Genomic DNA, 22,078 nt, shown 5'->3' with positions numbered 1-22,078 from the left:
CTCATAAAATGATAAAAAGTAATTCAAAATGGGTAGTAGGTCATAAGGTATCTTTTCACGACACTTCAGGAGACTATGACCTTACAATTATTGAAACACCTCCTCAAGTACAAGGCCCGCCTCCTCATACGCATAAGCTCTACAAGGAATCCTTTATAATTATTGATGGAGAAATGGAATTTTTTGTCAATGGAACAATAAAAACTCTTAAAGCTGGTGAAGTTCTTGATATACCAGCAAATACATTACATACTTTTGAAAATAAAGGCGACAAAACATGCAGATTCGTAAATATTCATAGTCCCAAAGGATTCCGTGATTTCTTTGTTGAAATGGGGATATCGGATGACGAATCGGACGCTCAAATGAAATCAGTATCGCCAGAGGTCATAGAAAATGTAATTCAATCAGCCGAAAACTTCGATATGCATATTAAGATGTAGATTAATATTAGCTTGTTGCTAACATGTTTATATGTGGTTGGTTGCGTGAATTAAGCAACTAATTTAATAAATAATTACTAGCCAAGAAAGTCAGCGAGGAATTTCCAAGTAAGCTAGTACTAACAATGAATTATACAGGTTGTTACCTGCTAGCTTTTTCTGCTTTCATTTACTGTATTTATCATTCAGACCTATTCCATTTAGAATTTTATCGGTACATTTTTCAATTCTCGATTCCCGAGTTTTAGATTGTTTGGCTTGCGAAAAATGTAGAAGATAGCCTCTTTGTCGTCCAGGTGTTAAAGAATAGAATGCAGTTTTTAAATTGGAATTATTATCTAAAGCTTTTTTAAATTCAGCTGGTATTTTAAATTCGGAAGTCTTTTTCATTTTCACTTCCAAACCTGCTTTTTCTACTTCAATTGCTTCAAAAATGTAGGCTTTAATAACGGATTTTAAATCAATTATTTCTTGCACGTTTGTAAATCGGATTTGGCGTGCCGATTGCACATTCTCCGTTTGTTGGATTAGAATTCCATTTGTGTCTTTTAACAAAACACCTTTGTGAAAAAGTAAAGCACAATACTCTTTAAATCCGTGAATTAAAACAATATTGTTTTTCCGAAATGTATAACAAGGAACTCCCCATTTCAATTCTTCAGTTAGTCCACAGTCCAAAACAATAGCTCGAAGCTTTTCATATTCCTTTTGCCATCTTGTAGCTTTCTTGAAGAACCAATCTACTTTCTGATTCATTGTATCTCTTTTAAATATATATTACTTACTCATTATATTCTTTAAATTCAAATAATATTCTCTTGTTTCTTTGTCTAACTTTTCAATTGCATAGCGAAGAGTTATTCTTGGCATTTTGCTTTCGTGTTTTTCAAGGAATTTTTTTAGTTTTTCTTCATTCCGTTTTCCTGCTTCTCTTATCCAACTTCCCACAGCTTTTTGAACATATTCGTCTTTGTCATTCACAAGAATTTCAGCAATTTTAAAAGTGTCTTCGGTTTCGTTTTTTCTGATAAAATAGTACGTACTTACAATTGCTGTTCTTCGTTCCATTGGATTATCGGATTTCGCCAAATCGTATAATGGTTTCGTGTCTTTACCATATAAATATCCACCAACTACATAAGGTGCACTTCTATCTACCAACCCCCAATTATCTATCCACTTATGATTATCAATATACGCTCTGTATATCTTTTCTCGAACCTCATAAGAAGTTTTCTTATTTCGGGCTTTCCAGTCTAAAATTGATACAGCACCAAGTCTGTGATTTTCATTTTTATCTTTTAGTAATTTTACAACTTCAATTACTGGAATTTGCTGATATTCTTTCGCTAAAGAAAATATTTCTCTTTTCGGAATTTCTCCTGAATAATCTTGTCCGATAATCTCTAACGTCTCGATAAATTCTTTAGCAGTCATTTTTTTTAGCTTGCAACCAACGGTATCGGCTATGAGTAGTTGTGTGTGTGTGTGTGTGCCACTTTTCCGTCCAAAACAAAGATAGCAGAAAAGAACCAAACTTTTAATTTGGCTCTTAACTGCTATTTTTTATATACATTGTTAGGCACAGGACGTTCCACACAATTTGTTGTATTTACCTTTTAATTTTCAACAACGACTTTTCCAATTGCGTTTCCGCTTTCAAGTTTTGCATAAGCCTTTCCAACATTTTCTAATGAAAAACTTTCTTCATCAAGTAATGGTTTTAAAGCTCCAGATTCGACAATTTTAGTAATATTTCTTAAAATTTCTCCGTGTTTTTCTCTTTGGAAATTATGCATCATTTGAATTAGCATAAAAACTACGTGTAATGATAAACCTTTGAAATGCATAGTACTCAAATCTATTTCGCATAACGAAACTGTTGTAGCAACTTGACCATTTAAAGCAGTTGCTTCAAATGATTTAAGCATATTTTCTCCACCAACTGTATCATATACAACATCAAAACCAGCACTATTGGTGTGTTTCTTTACATAATCTTCAACTGTTTCTGTTTTGTAATTGATTGCTTTTGCTCCGTAACTTTCAACTATTTTAAATTGCTTTTCGGAACTTACCGTTGAATAAACATCTGCTCCAAAATGTTTTGCTATTTGTACAGCCAAGTGTCCAACACCACCAGTTCCACCGTGAACTAAAACTTTCTGTCCTCTTTTAACATTGGCACGAATTAAACCTTCGTATGCAGTTATACCAACTAAAGGAATCGAGGCTGCTTCTTTCATTGTTAAGTTTTTTGGTTTAAGAGCAATTAGTTTGCTATCTGCAGCTATATATTCTGCCAAAGTTCCTTGTAAATCTCCTAAACCACCTGCACAACCGTAAACTTCATCGCCTACAGAAAATTCAGTAACATTTTCATCGACTTTTTCAATTGTTCCAGCAAAGTCCATTCCTAATATTGCAGGTGTAACAGGTGCAAATGGTAAATCATTTCCCATATTTCTAATCATTGTATCTACTGTATTTATACTTGATGCAGAAATTTTAACTAATACTTGGCCGCCTTTTAATGTTGGCTTTTCAACTTCATTGGATTCAAACTTTGCGCTTTCTCCATATTTTTTAATTGTCATTGCTTTCATTTCGTGTTTTTTTTAGTTACTATAAAAATTATAGTTGCAAAAATAAGTATAGTATTCTATCTTTGCAATAACGGTCAAAAATGATAGTATAAATTATATGGGAACTGCAGAACCAAAAATGCTTAATTTCAGAGGTAAAGAATACCCTTGTTGTGCAAGCTTGACGATGGGAATTATTGGTGGAAAATGGAAAACAGTTATTCTTTTTCATTTGATGAATAAAAAGTTAAGGTATAACGAATTGAGGAAATCAATGCCAACGGTTACCGAAAGAACATTGAGCTTACAGCTAAAATCTTTAGAAGAAGATGGTTTGATTGAAAGAAAAGTTTATACCTCCAAACCACCACTAAAAGTTGAATATTCCTTAACCAAATTTGGTAAAACCTTAATCCCTTTAATTCAATCTATTGCGGATTGGGGTGATTCTGTCATTGAGAATCAAACAACCTAATAGCAACATTTTTATTTAAAAAATGCAGACTATAATAATATAACCTGCATTTTTAATTTTGTTCCAATCAGACTTAAAACTTACCATTGTCATTTTTCCATTCGTCTTTAGGTGCGATGGTTTCCATTACATCCCAATGCTCAGCTATTTTTCCATTTTCAACACGGAATAAGTCGTAAAATGAAGTTGGTTTATCGGCAAACGAACCTTCGCTAACTGTCAAAACAAAATTCCCTTCTCCTAAAACTCTATGAACTTTGTCAAATTTCATAGTAATACCTTGTGAAGCCATATATTCCAATGCTTTTCCAAGCCCTGAAAGTCCATTTGCGATGTTTGCATTGTGCTGTACGTAATTATCTCCATCAAAATATCCAGCCAGTTTTTCCATTTTACCGTTTACTAAAATGTCATTTACAAAATTCTTTACTAAAGTTTTGTTTTCTTCTGTTTTGTCTATGTCCATAATTTCAGTTGTTCCGTCGATCATTGTGTTTCCGCTTGGATTTGGATTTTCTGGTGTTTCTTGTAGATTATCCCAATGTTCAACGATTTTTCCATTTTCAAATCTGAAAATATCGAAACCGATTTTTGGTCCGAAAAAATTATAATCAGTTTGAGTGAAAACAAAATCGCCATCTTCAAAAGCTCTAACTGTATTCACTTTCGCAGAATTAGGTGGAAGTTGTTGCAATAATGCACCAAATCCTGCAAGTCCGTCTGCAACTCCAAGATTGTGTTGAATATACTTGTTTGGGTTAATATACCCAACTGGTTCTTGTGCAGCAGTTTCAATGCTTTTTAAAAGAGCAATTACTTTTTCTTTGTTTGAAATTTCCATTTTTTCTTCTTTTTTAGTTTCTGAATTTGTTGTTTTCTGACTTTTGCAAGCGGTCAACCCAATTGCTAAAATTACTGTTACACTTAAAAGTATCTTTTTCATTTTTTATGATTTTAAATTGATACTGCAAAGTTGCAATGAAGAAGAAGAAAGGGAACGATAAAAAAAGTCCTTTGAATGATACTTTTACGCCACATTAAATTCTGCTCTGAATTCAACAGGTGTTTTGTTAGTATGTTTTTTGAAGTATTTAATGAAGTTTGTTGGCTCTTCGAAGCCTAATGAAAATGATATTTCTTTGATGCTTTCGCTTGTGTGAGCCAATAATCTTTTAGATTCCAGTAAAACTCTGTCATCAATGATATTTTTAGGTGTCTTTCCAAAAATTTTAGAAGTAGCTTGATTAAGTCTTTTTGGTGTCAAGTGCATTTGTTGACAATAAAAACTAACTCTTTTTTGAGTTATGAAATTGTCATCTAATAACGTTTTAAAATACAATGCTTGTTCAAGGTTGGCATCTTTTTTTAATTCTATAAAATCTTGTTTTCGTCTTTCCCGTTCGGAATGCAGTAAAAGATTACGCAAATCGTTTCGTAGTAAGTCAGATTGATAATTGTCTTTAGAATTTCTTAATTCAGTTTCCAATAATCCAAAAACAGTCTCAATAATAGAGTTGTTTTTGGGTAACTCAATTTGTGAAATAGATAGCAAGTCGTTGAACAAAATACTACTCTTTAAAAATTTAGTATCTATTTCGGTTTTGCAGAAAAAACTGTCAGTAAACAAAATTGCTTTTCCTCTAAATTTTGTTCTATTGTCAAATAGTTGAACGCTATTTTTATTGACAAAAAGTAATGAGTTAGGTTTAATTTTTATTGGGTTGAAATCTACAAAATGAGTTGGTGAGCCTTTTTGAAACCATAAAATCTGATAAAATTCCGCTCGATGTGGTTTCTTTATTTCTTCGGAAAATTCGTTAAAAAGTAAGTCAAAATCTATAATTTCAAATTCCTGTGGAAGTCCATCTTTGAAGTCATATTTTTGAATTTTTTTTCTCAATTTTAAATTAGATCTGAAGTTTTTTTCGTCTTGTGCCTAACGTTGTTGTATAAGCTTTGTTGCGTATTTTAAGCACTAAAGTTAGTAAATAAAACACAAACCAAGAAAGTCCGCGAGGACTTTCGCAAGTAGGCAAATAGCAAGCAATAAAGTTTATACGGTGTTGTGCACAGGCTTTTTCTTCATATTTATAAACAACATTCCAATTAGTATTATTGAAATAAGTATATCAATTATTTGCCATACTTCTCTTTCAAACCAGATTTTAAAAATTGGATTGAATAGAATTGCTGTTGAAATAAAAAAAACTGACCTTTCAAATTGCTTATTTTTTATTGTGTTAATACTTAGACAAATAAATGAAACTGTTATTGTCCATCTAGTAAAAGTATAAAAGGTATATTGATGATTAAATAATGCAGTAATTATTAGTAAAAGACTACAGCAAATAATAATATTATCTAATAATCTATTATAATTCTTCATTAAAAATAAATTTAAAAATCTTTTTAAACTCTATATTTTGTCTTTTCTTTAAAGAAGAAATATTTTCTTTAAATTCTAAAACTTGTGATTCGTCAAATGAACCTCCAGAATTAGTCAAACTAGTTGAAAGTTGTTTATGAGATTGTTCATTCTGTTCTTTAATAATCTCAATTTTTGAGTCTATGTTATAAGATCTTAACTTTTGTTCTAAAATTTTTGTTTCCCTACTTTTTTTAAAATCATATTTTCCATTTTCATAAAAATTAGTCATTCCTTCAATAACTTCATTTTCTAATGAAATTGAATATTTTATGTATATTCTAGAACCATTTTTAAGAAAATCTAACTTTTCTTCAGGATATTTATTGATTTTTGATGAAAATTTTTCAAGTTTATCATTCAATTCAAATCTATCAATTTGGTCGTTATGTGCTTGAGATAAAAGATAGATTGATATTTCCATATCACTCTTTAATTTTTTTTCCCAATCTACTTCCTCAAAGTCATCGTGCCACCACATTTCCGCTGAATAATACCACGCATAAGGTGGAATTACTATTGATATTAAACCATCCAATTTAGAATGACTTTTAAAAGTGTGATAAATTCCAAAAATTTCTCCGTAAATAAATATTCCGTAAAATAAAAATCCTACTATATTTGATAATATTCCTTCTTTTCTGCTCATTTTTTAATTAAATTTCGATTTCGTTTTTTTAGCTTGTGCACAACACGTATATAACACAATTACTGTTTTTTGCTTGATATTAAATCTCTAACCTATCAAAAATCTTAGTTAGTTGTTTACTTGAAGGTCTAGGTGCATTGTCATTAACAACAATACCATTTGGATCGATTAAAATAAACCTAGGTATCGTGTTCACCTTAAAATCTCTGGCAAATTTTTGATCGCCTTTAGCGTATAACTGCACACCTGTTAATTCTTTTTCTTTAACCATAGCTTTCCATTTATCGTAAGCCTTAGGGCTATCTAAAGAAATACTAACAAAGGCAATATTTTTTCCATGATATGCTTTTTCAACACGTTTTAATGCTGGTATTTCGGCCTTACATGGACCACACCAAGTAGCCCATAAATCGATATAAACATACTTTCCTTTTAAATCGTCTAGCGATGTGCTACCACCGGCATAATTTTCATAATCATTAAATTTTGGTGCCACTTTACCATTAAAAGGCGATGGCTCATTATTTTTACTATACGCCGATTTTAAATGCTCTTCAATCATTTTAAAACCTTTCTCTTCGTTAGCAATAAATGCGACATTATCTTTGGATACTTCATTTAACAAGGCTTTAAATTCTGCAATACTAGAACCTAGTTTATTTTCAAATTCCGATTTATCAGAAGCCATTAAATCATCATAATCCAAAAGACGTTCTTGTAACAATACTTTTTTGGCTAAATAATTATTGACGTCCTCTCCTACTCCTTCATAATGTATACTTTGGTCAAATGCATTGGTATCTATCGTGATTTTTAAATCGAAACCATTTTCTAAATAAATATTAGCTTGCTCTTGTCCATCGAACAATACGTAATTTCCTGAAGCTACTTTTAAAGTATCAGAAAATGTTCCATCTTGATTTACCTTAATGGATTTTATAATAGCACGTTGAGCGACAACTAAAGAATCGGATGTTGCATTTATAATTTTACCAGAAAGCGTTACATAGTCTTTCTTTTCTTCTTTATTACACGATATAAGCGCTATAGCAACCAGTAATATACAGGCAAGTTTTTTCATAATTAAGTATAAAGTTATAGATGTATCATCTATTGAATGTTAAAAGTAAGGTTTTCAGGATCGGGCATAATACATTGGATATCATCGCATACCATATACTCGATTTCGGTTTCAATACTAAAAGGTGGTTTCTTTTTTAACTTAACACGTTGTTTAAATTCCGTTTTAGTTTCAAAGTATTTAACCTTCATATTAAATGTTGGATCATCCACCATTACCCCTATTTCCTCTTTTGTATTACCTTTTTTTAAATAATGCCCATTACTTACAAAGCTGAAAACAGTTGGCAAAGGCCCACCGTCTGGGACCGTTTGAGAATATAAATGCCATTTCTTATCAATGTTAGCAATAGCGATTAGCTCATATTCAGAATCTGATATCTTTTTTACATCGGTTGTCCATTTGACTGGTTCTAAAATTTGAGCAAACGAAAGTGCTGTAAACAACAGACACACTATAACAACAATATTTTTCATAACTATTTTTTAATTAAACGCATTTTAAACCAAAAATAAAAAGAAAGTTAATGGTTTAGGATAAAAATTGACATTAAAACCCACACTAATTTATTGTTAAACAAAAAGCGCACCATAAAGGTGCGCTTTTAAATACTATGCTTTTTTTTAAAATTTAACAGATATTTTCCCCCTTAAAAAAAATGGAGAACCTGGTGTAAAATGAATTTCTTCGACTGCGTTAGATTCGTTAACCAACCTACTTTCGGTAGCAAATTGTGTTTCGTTCCATTCGCTATCAAATAGATTTTCAACAACAATTCCAAACGTCCAATTTTTAAGCGTATAATTCAGGTTTAAATCGGTTATAAAATAGCCATCAGCAACTATGGAGTTATCTTCGTTAGCAGCTCTGTCTCCAATCATTCTATAACTTATACCTCCTGAAAAGTTATTTAAATCTTTAACAATTAAACTTCCTGAAGATGTTAAATCTGGAGCTAAAGGGATGTAATCTTGTCCGCTTGCCTCTTCGCTACTTCTAGCATAGGTATAATTAACATCGGTATTAAAAAACAAATAATCATTTAGTTGATATTGCAATCCAAAATCGACACCAAAACGTTTTGTTTTTCCGCTAGGTTCTACAATTCCGGCATCACCAACGTAAACAAATTCTTGTTGTAAAAATAAGCTCCAAAGTGCTGCATTAATTACTAATCGATCTGCTGGTTTAGTAATAAGCCCTAAATCTGTACCAAAAGCTGTTGGTAAAATATCCTCTCCATTATTAGCGGTAACCACTCTAGTATCATTGGAATGATATCCTAAACCTGTTTTAGCAAACCACTGTAATTTTGATGATGCTGCATAAATAAAATTTAGCTTTGGGCTAAGTAACACCTTATTTTCACTAGCATTATCATAAGTTTCGGTTAATAAATTCTCATAATCGAAATTAAAATAATCTAGTCGCAATCCCGGATTAATAGTCCATTTGTTTTTCTTGTACATTAAATTAGCAAATGAAAAACCATTTAATTCATCTACATTTCCGTAGGCCAAACGCTCTAATAATTCTTGTCGGTTTTTTGTCCTTGACAATTGTACATCATTAACATCATCATATCTAAAACCCATACCTAACTCATATTTTAATTGCGCATCATGGTCTTGTAAATGAAAAGAATGCTCGTACGCTGTTTTGGCTCCAACTATGGTTCTGTTTTCATATTGACGAATTTGATCGCCATTAACCGCGTCTTCTAGAAAGAAAGTGAAGTTTGAAAATAACTCAAAATCGTATTTAGACACATAAGCTGACGTTTTTATAGCCGAATGCTCATCCAATTGCTTTTTATGATTTAGCCATAAATTTGTTCTGCTGGTGTTACCGCCTTCGGTATCATCAATCGCTCCAAAACGTCCAATTTGACCACTTTCTACCGCGCGAACAGGGATTTGTCCCGAAGCATCCCATTTACTTTGAAAATGAGACATAGACAATGTTAACTCTTGATCTTTATAATTATTATAATTATAACGCCCCATAATGTTTATACGGTTAAAATTTTGAGGCGAATCAAATACACCATCAGAAAGCATTAATTCGGAGGCTAAATACCCCGAACTATTTTCGGTCTCAACTAGCTTAAGCATACTTAGCGCTCTAACCGTATTAAACTGTCCAGCCTCAACCGAAATCACATTATTATCGATTGTTTTTTTCGTATTAATATCTACATATCCGGCGGTATTAAAGTTTCCTTTATCGGCGTAATATGAACCTTTACCAAAATCTATATTTTCTATAGTTTCAGGAATTATAAAGTGCATATCCGCATAGCCTTGACCATGCGCATGCGATACCATATTTACTGGCATACCATCAACATCTATAGCGATATCTGTACCATGATCAATATCAAAACCTCTTAAAAATATTTGTTCGGCTTTACCTCCACCGGCATGCTGACCAATTACTAACCCTGGGATTTTTCTTAATATTTCCTGTGATGTTTTTACAGGATTTGTTTTTAAATCGACATTTAAAAAAGTACTTAAAGTATTAACTTTCGATACTATAAAAACTTGATCTAAAGATGCTTTAGATATTGGTAAGAGTATATCAACGGAACCATTTAATTGACTTTTATCAATTACAACCTCCTGATTTTCAAAACCTAACTGATAAAATAAAATGATATCGTTAACCGATACATCATCAATTTCGAAATAGCCAGAAATATTAGTATACGTATAATTCCCTGTAGTTTTATTATAAACCCCAACACCTTGAAGCGGTTTGTTATTTTCTTCTGAAATGACTGTTCCACTTAGCTCATGAGCATAACTTAGCCCAACGCTAAAAGTAAATAACAGTCCTGTTATTATATGTTTTAACATTATTAAATATATTGCATCCCCTAGGACAATTAATTAAGCATTAATTTCCGTAGAAGTTGATAAGTAAAATTTTTACATTTTTTAATTTTAGTTGGTGAACTACGTTTATAAAAATGAATAAACAAACTAGTACACTAAACGAATTGTGGAGGTTCTATTAAGCTATTAATATAGCCTTTATGTACATTTTGTACCTTGAAGATAAATACCGATTGCGCTTTTAAAGACCAGTCTAAATTTTGAATTCTAAAATTCGTGTTGACCTCTAAATGTTTATCTAATTTAAAATTTACGATTTCAGATTTTTTGGAATCGTTTTCAGAATTTGAACCTTCTAAAACTTTATCTATAACCTCTATAATCTCATGGCTATGAACTTCTGTTTTTTCGGTTTCCGTATGTGTATGGTGATTATGATGGTGATGACTAGAATGAGTCAAAAATAAACGAGAAGATTCTATACCATGGGACAAACTATGCAATAGTTGACTAACCACATGGTGAGAAGGCCCAAACACATAACATAAACTTATAGCTATTACAGCTATTTTTATAATAAAAGACTTTAATATTTTAAGAGTATTGTTATCCATTAAAACGCTAGTTGTAACTTATTCTACTGCATTCTATACTGAAAACACAAAAGCTTTAAACTACTTTGTAATACTAACGAAAAAAACATTAGTTTGGTTTTAAAAAATCTAAAAAAAAACTTAAAATTGAAGATGAATGGCTGATTCCCCTATTAAAAACCCTAGCCTCTCAGATAACAAATTACTTTCTAATGGCACTTTGTGTACATGGGCAATTACTAATATTTTGTAAAAAGTTTAAACCAATAGTTACTACATGGGTACCTGAGTTGTAGGCAGACAACTCGTTTGTAGTAACTTGATAAGCATAACCAAAATAGAATATCGATTTTTGAAAACCTACCATAGGTCCAATATTTAAAGGTTTTAAAAACTGATCGTTTAAGAATCTATAAGAAATTCCGGCCCAAAAATAATCGTAGTTTCTATTATACTTTCTAAACTTAAAGTTTAAATCGGTACTAGACCGTTTGTCGCTACTAAACATTTGGTAAAAGATTGATGGCTCATACTCCAACCCACTTTTTTTAGGACCTTTAAAAATATAACCAGAATACACTTGATAATTTAAAAGTAAATTTGGTTCTGCAACTCTAACACTTTCATCAATTTGTTTCTCTAAAATATTGTTAGCATTAACACTTAAAAATGCACCTTTATACCTCAGCAAAGCACCTATATCAAAATTAGTATTGGAGGTTCGTCTATCGTCGGTAACAAAAGGATCTACAATTGGGTTTTCGTAAGTTGTATTAAAATTATTAATATCAATACGGAAGTTATTAATATTATAAGATATTCCGAAGGACAGATATAATTTTTCGTAATAATCTAATATTAAATGGTGTGCAAACGATATTTTACCACCTGTTTGTATCGTATTTCCGTTTCTATCATTATAAAATGAAAATCCAAGACCAGAACGATCTGCAATTCTAACATCGGCATAAACAGATTGGTTATCGGGTGCATTTTTTATACCAACCCATTGCGTTAAGCCGTTTGCTCGAATTTTTAAATTGTCGCCAATACCAGCATAGGTAGGCGAAACAACAAAATCATTATCGGCCAAATATTGTGTAAACACTGGCAAGTTCAACTCCTGGCTATAACTGTTAGAGATAACCATGAGAAGCAGAATTATATATAATTTTCTTAATTTCATAATTTATCTATACAGTGTAAAGTGTCCAACAAATTCACGTTTATTTCTAGGTTCATTTAGTTTAACTAAGTACCAATAATCACCAGAAGGCAATTCGACACCGCCATATTTACCATCCCACTTTTCGCCTACTCTTAAGGTTGCTATTTTTCGTCCGTATCTATCAAAAATATCGAAGGTTAAATTAGTATATTGGCTAGAACAACCTGGTCCCCATGTATCTAAATTACCATCACCATTAGGTGTAAAGTAATTTGGAATACAAACATCTATAAACTCGAAAAATCGTGTTGCTGATACTTCGCAACCATTATCATCAATTACAGTAACAGTATAATCTCCAGACTCATAAATTAAAAAGGTATTTATATTTCCGTTAGATTGACCATTAAATATATATTCATAAGGTGGTTCTCCTCCAGATGCTACCGCAACTATTTCGTTTAAACCACCATCTTCAAGCACCAAGGCCAAAGGCTGAAAGGTTTCAATTTCAAATGGCACATTGTTATTGGTAATTTTTACACAACCATTAGGATGACGCACAGCAATACTATGATTGCCCGGAGACAGGTTTTCAAAAACACCTGTTCCAGTTGCAAATGTACCTCCATCTAAAGCATATTCTAATGCAGTAGTATCTGTTATACTTGAATCTACAGTTACTGTTACGGTATTAGTCACCCAGTTTGTATTTGTAGCATCATTAATACATTCGTATTCGATATTGGCTTGCGGATCTAGATTAACAGGATCTGACAACGGAATTGAAAACGGACTATCTCCACCACAATTTCCACTATCTAAAATATACACCATTTTTTCACCACCCTCCAAATCTTCAAAGGTATATGTGTTTTCGCCATTTGGCAATTGAATATAAGTTATATCATCTAAACTTACGCTAAACGGTGGCTCTCCTCCTAAAATTTCAACTGTAAACGCTCCTGTTTCATCTCCAATACAAGGTGCTTCAGTATCAATAGTATATCTAAATCCTAAAGGATCTGGCTCATCGATATCAAAATTATAAGCAACATAACAGCCTAACTCATCTTGTACTACAATATCATAATTTCCTGGCGCTAAATCCTCAACGGTTTCAACATTAAAAAACTGATCTAATTGTGGAGATATAGCATATTTAATGGCACCAGAACCACCAGTAGTCGTGATTTCTAACATACCATCATTTTCACCATTACAAGTCACGTCTAATGGATTAAATACAACTTCTAGCAGGGTTCCTGCATTTGTTATTGGGGCATTGGAAGACACTTCTAAACAATCGCCACTTTCAACTTGAACGCGATAATTCCCAACCGGAAGATTTGTAAAAACTCCTGGACTGTCTTGTGTGGCTCCTACAATATCAGTTCCTGATGTATCTTGTAACGTGTAAATGTAGTTACCTAGTCCACCTTCCGCGGAAGCGATAATGACACCATTATCATCGCCGGCACAATTAATGGTAGCATTGGTTGTATCTAAATTAACCATTAATGTTGGAAGCGGGTCTATTTTTATTTCGTTCGACACATTTGCTGAACAATTATTGGCATCTCGAACATAATACATAAATGTTCCTGTTGAAACCTGAAAGCTAACAGAACTAGCAAAAGTACCTAAGCTTGTTGCGAATGATGCTGTATCACTATATTCATAAACTCCTGTTCCGCCAGAAGCACTAAGTGTTAAAGTCGTTTGAGTAGTACATGTTTGCGAGGTGGTTTTTACTAAACTTGCTTCTATCTCTGAAGGCTGTGTAATTACAACATTTGTTGAAGTAAACTCACAGTTAAAACCATCGGTAATCATAATATTATAAGTACCTACACTTAGATTATTAAATACTGGCGAGGTTTGAGGTCCCGAAGTACTTATTGATGGCGAGGTCATATTTAAAGTATACGTATAATTACTACCCTGTCCACCCGACACACTACTTACGGTAATAGTGGCATTGGCATCACCATAACAAGCCAATGTACTTGGAGTTGCTGTTATAGTAGCATCGATATCCGACGGGAAATCAAGCACAACATCTTCTGAAACAATACAACCACCAGCATCTCTTACATTAACCGTATAAGACCCTGCCGATAAATTACTAAATGTGCCGTTAGCAGAATAAGCTATTGTTGCTGTTCCTGTTAATTCATATTCATAGTTTCCCCAACCTCCTGTTGCTGTTGCTGTAATGGTTCCTTTACCATCATCACAGGTTACATTGGACGTTTCTAAAGCGATTAGATTAAGTGCTTGGGATGGAGATGAAATTATAACTGTGTTTTCTGCAGAACAAAAAGGACTTTCTGACTCTGTAATTATAACAGAATAAGTACCTGCTCCTAGTCCAGAAACCATTTCTGGATTTGTCGAGGTATTAGTACTCACTACTCCAAAAACTGAAGTAGACGTACTATCAAAAACCTCATAAGTATAACCTCCGGAATAGCCGCTGCTAACGTTAAGTTCGAATGTGCCCGAATTAGTTCCAAAACAAGTTACTGCCGTTGCTGTGGTTGTAAAATCAGGTTGAACAGCTTCTGGCATGGATACGGTCACATCTTCAATACAACCTGAAATATTATCGGTTACTGTTACAGTAAAAATTCCAGAAGGTACGCCTGAAAACACATTTCCTAATAATGAAATTGAAGCTGAATTAGGCGCTATTGCATACGAATATGCCCCAGACCCTCCTGCATCGGTCATAACTATTTGTCCGTCGTCATTATTACAAGTTGGGAAAACTGTAATATCTGGTAATACATTTAAAGGTGGCTGAATATCAACTGAAACTAGATTACCACAACCATTGGCATCCTGAATAGCAATTGAATGTGTTCCTGATGCTAAATTTGAAATAGTAAAAGGTACCGTTTTAGTTTGAAAAGCACCACCATTAATACTATAACTATATGGGGCAATACCTGTGGTTGTTAAATTTACATCAATTTCGAATTGACCATCTATTGCAATACATTGATTAGTTACCGCTGCTGTAATAACAGGTTCCGGGTCGGCATCTAATATAATACCAGGTGTAGACTCTATACAACCAAAAGCATCCAAAACATGCACAAAATAGCTATTTGGACTTGCGTTTGCATTAAAGGTACTTACAACGTCCCATAAAGGATCGGAAGCTAAAGGTGGTGTTGCAGATGTTGTTAATTGATAAGAATACGGTGGTGTTCCATTTGAAGCAACAGCACTTATAACACCAGAATTAGGATTACAATTAGCATTTTTATCTATAGAAGCCGTTAATGATAATGCTACTGCAGATTCACTAATCTCAAATATAGTCGATGCAGATTCGCAACCATCAAAAGATCCGGTACCATTTTCTGTAAAACGAATATAATATTGGCCTACAGATAAAGATCCTGGTGCTGGTGTAGTTACAGTTGTTGGACTACCAAAAGTTACTCCTATATTAATGGGACCTTCAATTAACACATTGGAATACGCTCTAAATATTTCGTAATCTACTGAGGTTGTTGTACTATCAAAATTATCGATAGTAAACGTTACACTTCCATTATTTTCACCTTGACATACCACGTTATTTGGAATTACTGTAGAGGTTAATGATGATGCTGGCGCAATAGCTGCATCTGCAGATTTTACATAATAACAATCGGTAACTAAATCGTGAACTACAAAAGTATATACGACACCAGGTGTTAAATTAGTAAATGTTCTTTGGTTAGGAAAACCAGCATCAGCAGGAAAATAATTTGAAGTATACGGTAATGTATTAAATTCTAAAATACCAAACTCGTAACTTCCACTTCCTACAGCAGAAATAGCTTCAACAACTGCGGTTCCCCCTGTTGTACAATCTGGAACAACCGTTGTTACATCAATTAATAAATCTGATGGCGGCGAAGCCATAGTTACCTGTCTAGAAAAACTACAACCATTGGCATCAATAACATTAACAGTATATGTTCCAAAATTGATAATACTAAATGTATGATCTTCGTTTGTAGTTGCCGAATATGGATTCCCTGGAATTACATCTCCAAAATTATTGGTAATGTAATAGGTAAATGGTACTGTTCCGCCTGTAACATTTTGTACGGTAATTGACCCTAAACTAGAACCTCCAGGGTTGTTACAAGTTATATCAACCTTACTTAAAGCAAAATCAATAGGATCTGGTTCTGTAATAGTTATGCTTTCCGTATCTATACAGGAGTTTGCATCGGTTAATGTAATGGTATAAATACCGGCAGATAAACTGGTTGTTTGTGTACCGTAATCTGTTGCTGTAGTTTCGTTATAGACGTTAATTGTAAAAGGAGCTGTGCCAACCGAATTATTAATAGTAATATCAATTGCTGCATTGCTATCATCATGACATAAAATTGGTTCTGTTTGAACTACTGAAATAATTTCTGGTAATGAGATAGCATTTATAGTTTCTTCTGAAGATTCTGCAATACAATTATTAGCATCTGTAATTTGAAATTGATACGTACCATTAGTTGTCACAGGGTAGGTAAACGTATTGCCCGTTACCGCATTAGAACCGCTAAATGCACCACCATTAAAAGATACGGCGTATGTAAATGGTGCTACGCCATCAGTAATTGTTCCTGATATTATACCATCGGGAGATGCAGTACAATCTAATCCTTTTGAAATTACAGTGCCTACAACTACTGGGTCTAAAGGCGCAATACTATATGTTTCACTATACGTACAACCATTGGCATCTCTAACTTGAAATGTGTATGCTCCAGAAACTAATCCGTTAAAAACATTTGATGTTTGGTATCCTGTAGCCATTGCTGCTGGAGCAATAATCTGGTATTCCAAGGTTGGTGTCCCTCCTGTTGTTGAAGTAATAGTTACGTTTGATGTTAATGCAGGACAACTTAAAGCGGTAGCACTAAAATCCATATCTGTAGGCGGATTTAATGCTTCAATGGTAATTGGATCTGCTATAAAAGTACAGCCACCAGAATCTCTAACAGTTACTGTATACGACCCAACGGTTAAATTAGTAAATGTATCGGCTGACTGAAATGTAACACCATTTAAACTATACGAATAAGGCGCTGTTCCACCTGTTACTCCCGACACCGTAATTACACCTTCAGAAAAGCAGCTATATGGTGTTGTTAAAGTTGCTGTTCCCGTTACCGTAGCAAGTGTTTCGATAGTTATATTCTGCACATTGGTTGTACACACTTCTGGCCCTGCACCGTACTGAATTACAGCTTCGTAGGTACCATCGGCTAAACCTGTAAATGTATTAGAGTTTGAATATGTTACACCATTATCAATACTATATTCTAGAGTATTGCCGTTCGCATTAGTAACATTAAATCTTATACTACCAACATCTCCAGAATCTGAACATGCAATATCGCTAGCATCCACTGTAAATTCTGGTGGAAGAATAGCCTCGACCGAGATAGAAGTTTCAGCAATACAATTATTAGAATCTACAACACGTATATTATACACTCCAGAAGCAGTTACAGGGATTGTTGGCACTGTTTGAAAATCTGTGGCACCATTTACAAAATAGAAATAGGGTGCTGTTCCTCCTGATGGATAAACAGTAATTTCTCCATCCGTACATGTTAAAGGTGTGGTAAGTGCTGAAGTGGCTTCTAATAAATCGGGCTCTATAATATCAATATCTTCAGAATAGATACAACCATCTTCAGTAGAAACTTCAATTGTATAGGAACCTGGGTTTAAATTTGAAAATTCATAATTGTTTGGTGTTATAGGACCAACACTATTTACTAAAGTCCCTCCACTTGAAATAGAAAAATAATATTGCGGTCTCACGTCATTGGCAGCCAATGCAATACTACCTAAATCGCCATTACATAAGGGTTGACTAACAACCGTAGAAACTGTAAAATCTGTTTGTCGTATTTGAATATCTGGAACGCTAAAAACACAAGGATTTGGATCCACCCCAATTTGTTTAATATAAACCGAATAAACTCCAGGTGTGTTTATCGAAAACATATTACTAGATTGATAATTTACATCATCAATACTAAACTCATATCCACTAGGAACATTCCCAACAACTATTTGTCCAGGAGTTGTACAATATATATCTCGTGACGTTACCGTAGGCACTAATAAATTGCTGTAAACGTTAAAATAAAACTGATTAAAACATCCACCATCATAATTTAAGGTTAACCTAAATTGACCTGCAGTATCTGCTAAAAAGTTTGGCCCCGTTTCAACTTGGTTCCATGTGCAAGCTGCATCTTCATTGGCACAGTTTGGGTTGACTTCAGCAGTACAACTGCTTTCGTCTAATTGTTCCCAAATAATTGAAGTGGTATCGGTAATATTAGTTTCTATAAATCTTGGTCCATTGGCACCACACAAAAATATATTGGGTAATTCTTTACCATCATTAGGACAAATAACAACCTCATCTGCAAAAGGAATTACAGGGTTAGTAACCCCTGCACCAAACGTAATAACCTCAAACTGTTGTGCTGTAGATTGACATGGCGCCACAGCAGTGTTATTTACATAATACGTTCCTGTTTCAGTTACGGTAATTGATTGTGTGGTTCCTATTACTGGTGTTCCTGAAGGACTTGTAGACCATGAATAAGAATCGTAACCACTACCCGATGTTAAAACTGTACTTGCACCACACAAAATAACCTCTTCTTCAAAAACACAATCTATATCTGCTAAAAAATTAGTTGCTCCTGGTGTAATTAAACACCCTGTATTCGTATTAAAACTAGGATCATCGGATATTGTAAACGTAGGGTTCAAAGTACCATTGTAGGTCGAAAATGCTTGATTACTTATTATGTTTGAACACGCATCATTCAATAAACTACAAGTTGAAACCACTGTAACTTTAAATCGAATTTCTTGTATTGGGTCATTTTCTTCTACAACAGAATTATCTACACTAAACACTAATTCTCTAGTAGATGGATCATAACTCTGCACTGATACACCTACTGGAAGCAGTCCAATATCGCTAGGATAATTAAAAACCACATTCGTAGGAAGGATATCCCTAATAATTAAGTTGGTTGCATTATCATTTCCTGTATTTTGAAAGCCCAAAACATAGTTTAACTCATCGCCCAAATTAGCAATCATACCTCCAATATCATTACCTGCAGCATCTTCAACTATTTTTGTTAATACTATATTTGGTTCTATAATATCGACTGCTAAAGAGAAAAAATAAGGAAAATAAGTATCCCCATTTGTTTCTAAACGCACAGTAGCAGATGTAGCATTATTTCCTATCACTGAATTAGAAGGATTAGGAACGACAATAACTCCTGTATCAAATCCTAAAGTATTGGTGCTATTGGGATTTCTATTGGTTACAGGTAAGGCACTTAATTGAGTTACCGAACTATTAAAAAAGTTAGTTTGAGGACGATCGACGGTTGATAAGTTCAAACCATTTAATAGTAATTGATCGCCAACAATAGGACTATCTCCTTCTAGGGTCGCAAATGCAAAATTTGCTCTAACAGGTGCTGGTGCAGGAACGGTTCTAAAGCCAGTAACAGGAACATCTAACGTTAAGTTAGCACCTGCTACACTAATAGCACTAAATCCATCAAAACTAGTAATAGACTTACCTGGTAATGTAGGGTCTTCATAGACAATGTAAAGCGACCAACCCGCAGAGTTTCCTGTGCCATTTCTTGGTATAAAAGTAGATGTTCGGCCTTGTAAAGAAGATACATTTGCCATTGTATAAGTACCTAAATCTGTTGCTAAAGAAGTTACGATAGATGTAACATCGGCAAAACACGCATAAGGATAACTATCCCCATTGTCAACCGAAGTACCATTGGCATTAAAAATAACTGTGCCAGTAACATCATGATAACCTCCTGAAGGTCCTTTAAATTTAACGTCTATTATAGATTCATTTCCGTTAGTAACCGCTCCCCAATATAAACCCGCATGAATAATTCTATAACATCCTGGATTCGGAATTGTTAAATCTGCACTAGATGAACTAAATGTTGAAGGATCACCATCAATATCTATATAAACCATGTTAACATCATGATTGTAAACACCTCTATTATTAAAGGCATTGTTATCAGGCCCTAAAATATTATTTCCAATTAGCTGAATATCCCCCTTTAAATCTTGGTTAAACCTTGGAGTAAATGGGACAAAATTTTGGGCATATAATGGTATACTCATCATGAGTAAAACTAAAATAAGCCCAATGTTATTTATAGTAGTCTTTTTCATATTACATATATTAATTTCATCTTACATATTGAAATACAATCACTCAAACTTACGCACAATATTGTTTCACCTAAAATCATTTAGTTTTGTATTTTAACCATAGACATTTTGCTGTTAAATGGCTTACTTCCTTTACTTTTATCTAATGCTGTTTTAGCTTCTCCAATATTGTCATACTTTTCACTATAAATGTAATATTTACTTGTATTTAAATCAAAGAAAAAGTCTACATTATTTTCTCCAGACTGAACTGTTTTCTTTAAAAACTCATCTCTTTTAGCTACATCCTTATGTACGGCAATTACTAAGTAATAGCCTTCATTAACCTTATTTATTCCATTTACTATTTGAATGTTACTTAGTGGTTCTCCAAAATCAAAATCTTCAATGGTTAATGGGGTTGCACTTGGTTCTGTAAATTTCTTTATACTTGCTAATGCGGCTCTATCCTTATTATATCTATCCTCTTCATTATCATAATCGGCGCGTTTTATCCTTCTTCTTCTTTCAAAATCGGTGGCTATTTTAATATCATTTAAAGCTAAAATTAAACTTTGCTTCTTTTTTTGAGCTTTTAAAACATCAGATTTTAATACCTCAATTGTGTTTATATATTCAATATTTACTAAGTCGTTTTTATCTTTTACTTTTTTAAGCCTTTCTTTATACAAGGCTTCTATTTCGGTAATTTTAGCTTTTCCGAAACTTATAGAATTATCAATTTTAAGTTTTAAGCTTTCTATCTCTGCATTTTCTGCAGAAACACTTTTAAATACTTTTGGCCCACTAACAATTCCTTTTTCACTTAAATCATTTTCTTCTTTAAGTTTATCTAAGTCCTGTTGTTTACTGGCTACCTTATCATTTAGTTTATTAAATAATAATTCTTGAGATTTTGTTGCCCCTTCTGTTGATTTTTTAAATGCAATTAAAACTTCATCCAATAGAATTTCCTCTATTTGTTCGTTTTTATCCTCGTTTGCTTTTGCTTCCTCTTCGGCCTGAGCTTTGGCTAATTCTGCTACTTGTAATCTAGCAGCTTCTATTTCTTTCGCTTTAGCTTCCTCTTCAGCATGAACTCTTGCTAATTCTGCTTTTCTAGCTTGTTCTAATTCTAATGCTTGTAATCTAGCAGCTTCAACTTCTTTTGCTTTAGCCTCCTCTTCAGCTTGTACTCTTGCTAATTCTGCTAATCTATCTTGTTCTAATGCTACTGCTTGTAATCTTGCAGCTTCTATTTCTTTCGCTCTTGCTTCCTCTTCAGCCTGAACTCTTGCTAATTCTGCTATTCTGGCCTGTTCCAATGCTAATGCTTGTAATCTTGCAGCTTCAACTTCTTTCGCTTTTGCTTCCTCTTCAGCTTGAACTCTTACTAATTCAGCTTTTCTAGCTTGTTCTAATTCTAATGCTTGTAATCTTGCAGCTTCAACTTCTTTTGCTTCCTCTTCAGCCTGAACTCTTGCTAATTCTGCTATTCTGGCCTGTTCCAATGCTAATGCTTGTAATCTTGCAGCTTCAACTTCTTTTGCTTTTGCTTCCTCT

At 33.4% G+C, this 22,078-nt stretch carries 14 protein-coding genes and 1 pseudogene; 2 read left to right on the top strand and 13 right to left on the bottom strand.

The window, feature by feature from the left end:
• The first annotated feature begins 8 nt into the window (after window positions 1–8).
• The gene (locus ABJM36_RS00075) at window positions 9–443 is read left to right on the top strand and encodes a cupin domain-containing protein (RefSeq protein WP_348447891.1); all 435 of its coding nucleotides are present in this window, start codon (window positions 9–11) and stop codon (window positions 441–443) included.
• A gap of 165 nt (window positions 444–608) precedes the next feature.
• Here ABJM36_RS00075 and ABJM36_RS00070 read toward each other — a convergent pair whose 3' ends face one another.
• The 3 genes from ABJM36_RS00070 to ABJM36_RS00060 all read right to left on the bottom strand — a co-directional run bounded on the left by ABJM36_RS00070 (window position 609) and on the right by ABJM36_RS00060 (window position 3,049).
• Window positions 609–1,199, bottom strand: coding sequence for a YdeI family protein (locus ABJM36_RS00070; protein ID WP_348447889.1), 591 nt, complete (start codon window positions 1,197–1,199; stop codon window positions 609–611).
• 21 nt (window positions 1,200–1,220) lie between these two features.
• Window positions 1,221–1,880: a DNA alkylation repair protein gene (locus tag ABJM36_RS00065; protein WP_348447887.1), complete on the bottom strand. Its 660-nt coding sequence runs from the start codon at window positions 1,878–1,880 to the stop codon at window positions 1,221–1,223.
• Between the two features lie 182 nt (window positions 1,881–2,062).
• Complete coding sequence (locus ABJM36_RS00060) at window positions 2,063–3,049, bottom strand: zinc-dependent alcohol dehydrogenase family protein (protein ID WP_348447885.1); 987 nt, start codon at window positions 3,047–3,049, stop codon at window positions 2,063–2,065.
• A 118-nt stretch (window positions 3,050–3,167) separates the two neighbouring features.
• Here ABJM36_RS00060 and ABJM36_RS00055 point away from each other — a divergent pair, with 118 nt between their 5' ends.
• A complete protein-coding gene (locus ABJM36_RS00055; protein ID WP_348447938.1) occupies window positions 3,168–3,503 on the top strand; it encodes a helix-turn-helix domain-containing protein in 336 nt (111 codons plus the stop codon).
• 73 nt (window positions 3,504–3,576) lie between these two features.
• Here ABJM36_RS00055 and ABJM36_RS00050 read toward each other — a convergent pair whose 3' ends face one another.
• From ABJM36_RS00050 to ABJM36_RS00005, 10 genes and pseudogenes are all read right to left on the bottom strand, one after another.
• Window positions 3,577–4,446 (bottom strand): nuclear transport factor 2 family protein, encoded by an 870-nt coding sequence (locus tag ABJM36_RS00050; RefSeq protein WP_348447883.1) that lies wholly within the window; start codon window positions 4,444–4,446, stop codon window positions 3,577–3,579.
• A gap of 84 nt (window positions 4,447–4,530) precedes the next feature.
• Window positions 4,531–5,403 (bottom strand): helix-turn-helix domain-containing protein, encoded by an 873-nt coding sequence (locus ABJM36_RS00045; RefSeq protein WP_348447881.1) that lies wholly within the window; start codon window positions 5,401–5,403, stop codon window positions 4,531–4,533.
• Between the two features lie 472 nt (window positions 5,404–5,875).
• Window positions 5,876–6,577 carry a hypothetical protein gene (locus ABJM36_RS00040; RefSeq protein WP_348447879.1) on the bottom strand — a complete coding sequence of 234 codons (702 nt, stop codon included), beginning with the start codon at window positions 6,575–6,577 and terminating at the stop codon, window positions 5,876–5,878.
• 79 nt (window positions 6,578–6,656) lie between these two features.
• Entirely contained in the window at window positions 6,657–7,658 is a 1,002-nt protein-coding gene (locus tag ABJM36_RS00035; RefSeq protein WP_348447877.1) for a TlpA disulfide reductase family protein, read from the bottom strand.
• A gap of 29 nt (window positions 7,659–7,687) precedes the next feature.
• Complete coding sequence (locus tag ABJM36_RS00030) at window positions 7,688–8,134, bottom strand: protein-disulfide reductase DsbD domain-containing protein (RefSeq protein ID WP_348447875.1); 447 nt, start codon at window positions 8,132–8,134, stop codon at window positions 7,688–7,690.
• 147 nt (window positions 8,135–8,281) lie between these two features.
• A complete protein-coding gene (locus ABJM36_RS00025) occupies window positions 8,282–10,519 on the bottom strand; it encodes a TonB-dependent receptor (protein WP_348447873.1) in 2,238 nt (745 codons plus the stop codon).
• A gap of 134 nt (window positions 10,520–10,653) precedes the next feature.
• Window positions 10,654–11,112, bottom strand: a complete 459-nt coding sequence (locus ABJM36_RS00020; protein WP_348447871.1) for a hypothetical protein — start codon at window positions 11,110–11,112, stop codon at window positions 10,654–10,656.
• Between the two features lie 181 nt (window positions 11,113–11,293).
• On the bottom strand, window positions 11,294–12,277 hold the full coding sequence (locus ABJM36_RS00015) for a type IX secretion system membrane protein PorP/SprF (protein WP_348447869.1): 984 nt from the start codon (window positions 12,275–12,277) through the stop codon (window positions 11,294–11,296).
• 3 nt (window positions 12,278–12,280) lie between these two features.
• Window positions 12,281–20,536: a T9SS type B sorting domain-containing protein gene (locus tag ABJM36_RS00010; protein ID WP_348447867.1), complete on the bottom strand. Its 8,256-nt coding sequence runs from the start codon at window positions 20,534–20,536 to the stop codon at window positions 12,281–12,283.
• 80 nt (window positions 20,537–20,616) lie between these two features.
• Window positions 20,617–22,078, bottom strand: a pseudogene (locus ABJM36_RS00005) (hypothetical protein); the annotation flags it as partial.

The organism is Algibacter sp., assembly GCF_039977455.1.
GTDB lineage: Bacteria > Bacteroidota > Bacteroidia > Flavobacteriales > Flavobacteriaceae > Algibacter_B.
Note: the sequence above shows the minus strand (reverse complement) of the source record. Positions and strands in the feature narration are given on the sequence as shown.

What these genes read in the sequence shown, in the direction of transcription:
- ABJM36_RS00075 (WP_348447891.1), top strand. Translation starts at nt 9, where the DNA reads ATGATAAAAAGTAATTCAAAATGGGTAGTAGGTCATAAGGTATCTTTT.
- ABJM36_RS00070 (WP_348447889.1), bottom strand. Translation starts at nt 1,199, where the DNA reads ATGAATCAGAAAGTAGATTGGTTCTTCAAGAAAGCTACAAGATGGCAA.
- ABJM36_RS00065 (WP_348447887.1), bottom strand. Translation starts at nt 1,880, where the DNA reads ATGACTGCTAAAGAATTTATCGAGACGTTAGAGATTATCGGACAAGAT.
- ABJM36_RS00060 (WP_348447885.1), bottom strand. Translation starts at nt 3,049, where the DNA reads ATGAAAGCAATGACAATTAAAAAATATGGAGAAAGCGCAAAGTTTGAA.
- ABJM36_RS00055 (WP_348447938.1), top strand. Translation starts at nt 3,168, where the DNA reads ATGCTTAATTTCAGAGGTAAAGAATACCCTTGTTGTGCAAGCTTGACG.
- ABJM36_RS00050 (WP_348447883.1), bottom strand. Translation starts at nt 4,446, where the DNA reads ATGAAAAAGATACTTTTAAGTGTAACAGTAATTTTAGCAATTGGGTTG.
- ABJM36_RS00040 (WP_348447879.1), bottom strand. Translation starts at nt 6,577, where the DNA reads ATGAGCAGAAAAGAAGGAATATTATCAAATATAGTAGGATTTTTATTT.
- ABJM36_RS00035 (WP_348447877.1), bottom strand. Translation starts at nt 7,658, where the DNA reads ATGAAAAAACTTGCCTGTATATTACTGGTTGCTATAGCGCTTATATCG.
- ABJM36_RS00030 (WP_348447875.1), bottom strand. Translation starts at nt 8,134, where the DNA reads ATGAAAAATATTGTTGTTATAGTGTGTCTGTTGTTTACAGCACTTTCG.
- ABJM36_RS00025 (WP_348447873.1), bottom strand. Translation starts at nt 10,519, where the DNA reads ATGTTAAAACATATAATAACAGGACTGTTATTTACTTTTAGCGTTGGG.
- ABJM36_RS00020 (WP_348447871.1), bottom strand. Translation starts at nt 11,112, where the DNA reads ATGGATAACAATACTCTTAAAATATTAAAGTCTTTTATTATAAAAATA.
- ABJM36_RS00015 (WP_348447869.1), bottom strand. Translation starts at nt 12,277, where the DNA reads ATGAAATTAAGAAAATTATATATAATTCTGCTTCTCATGGTTATCTCT.
- ABJM36_RS00010 (WP_348447867.1), bottom strand. Translation starts at nt 20,536, where the DNA reads ATGAAAAAGACTACTATAAATAACATTGGGCTTATTTTAGTTTTACTC.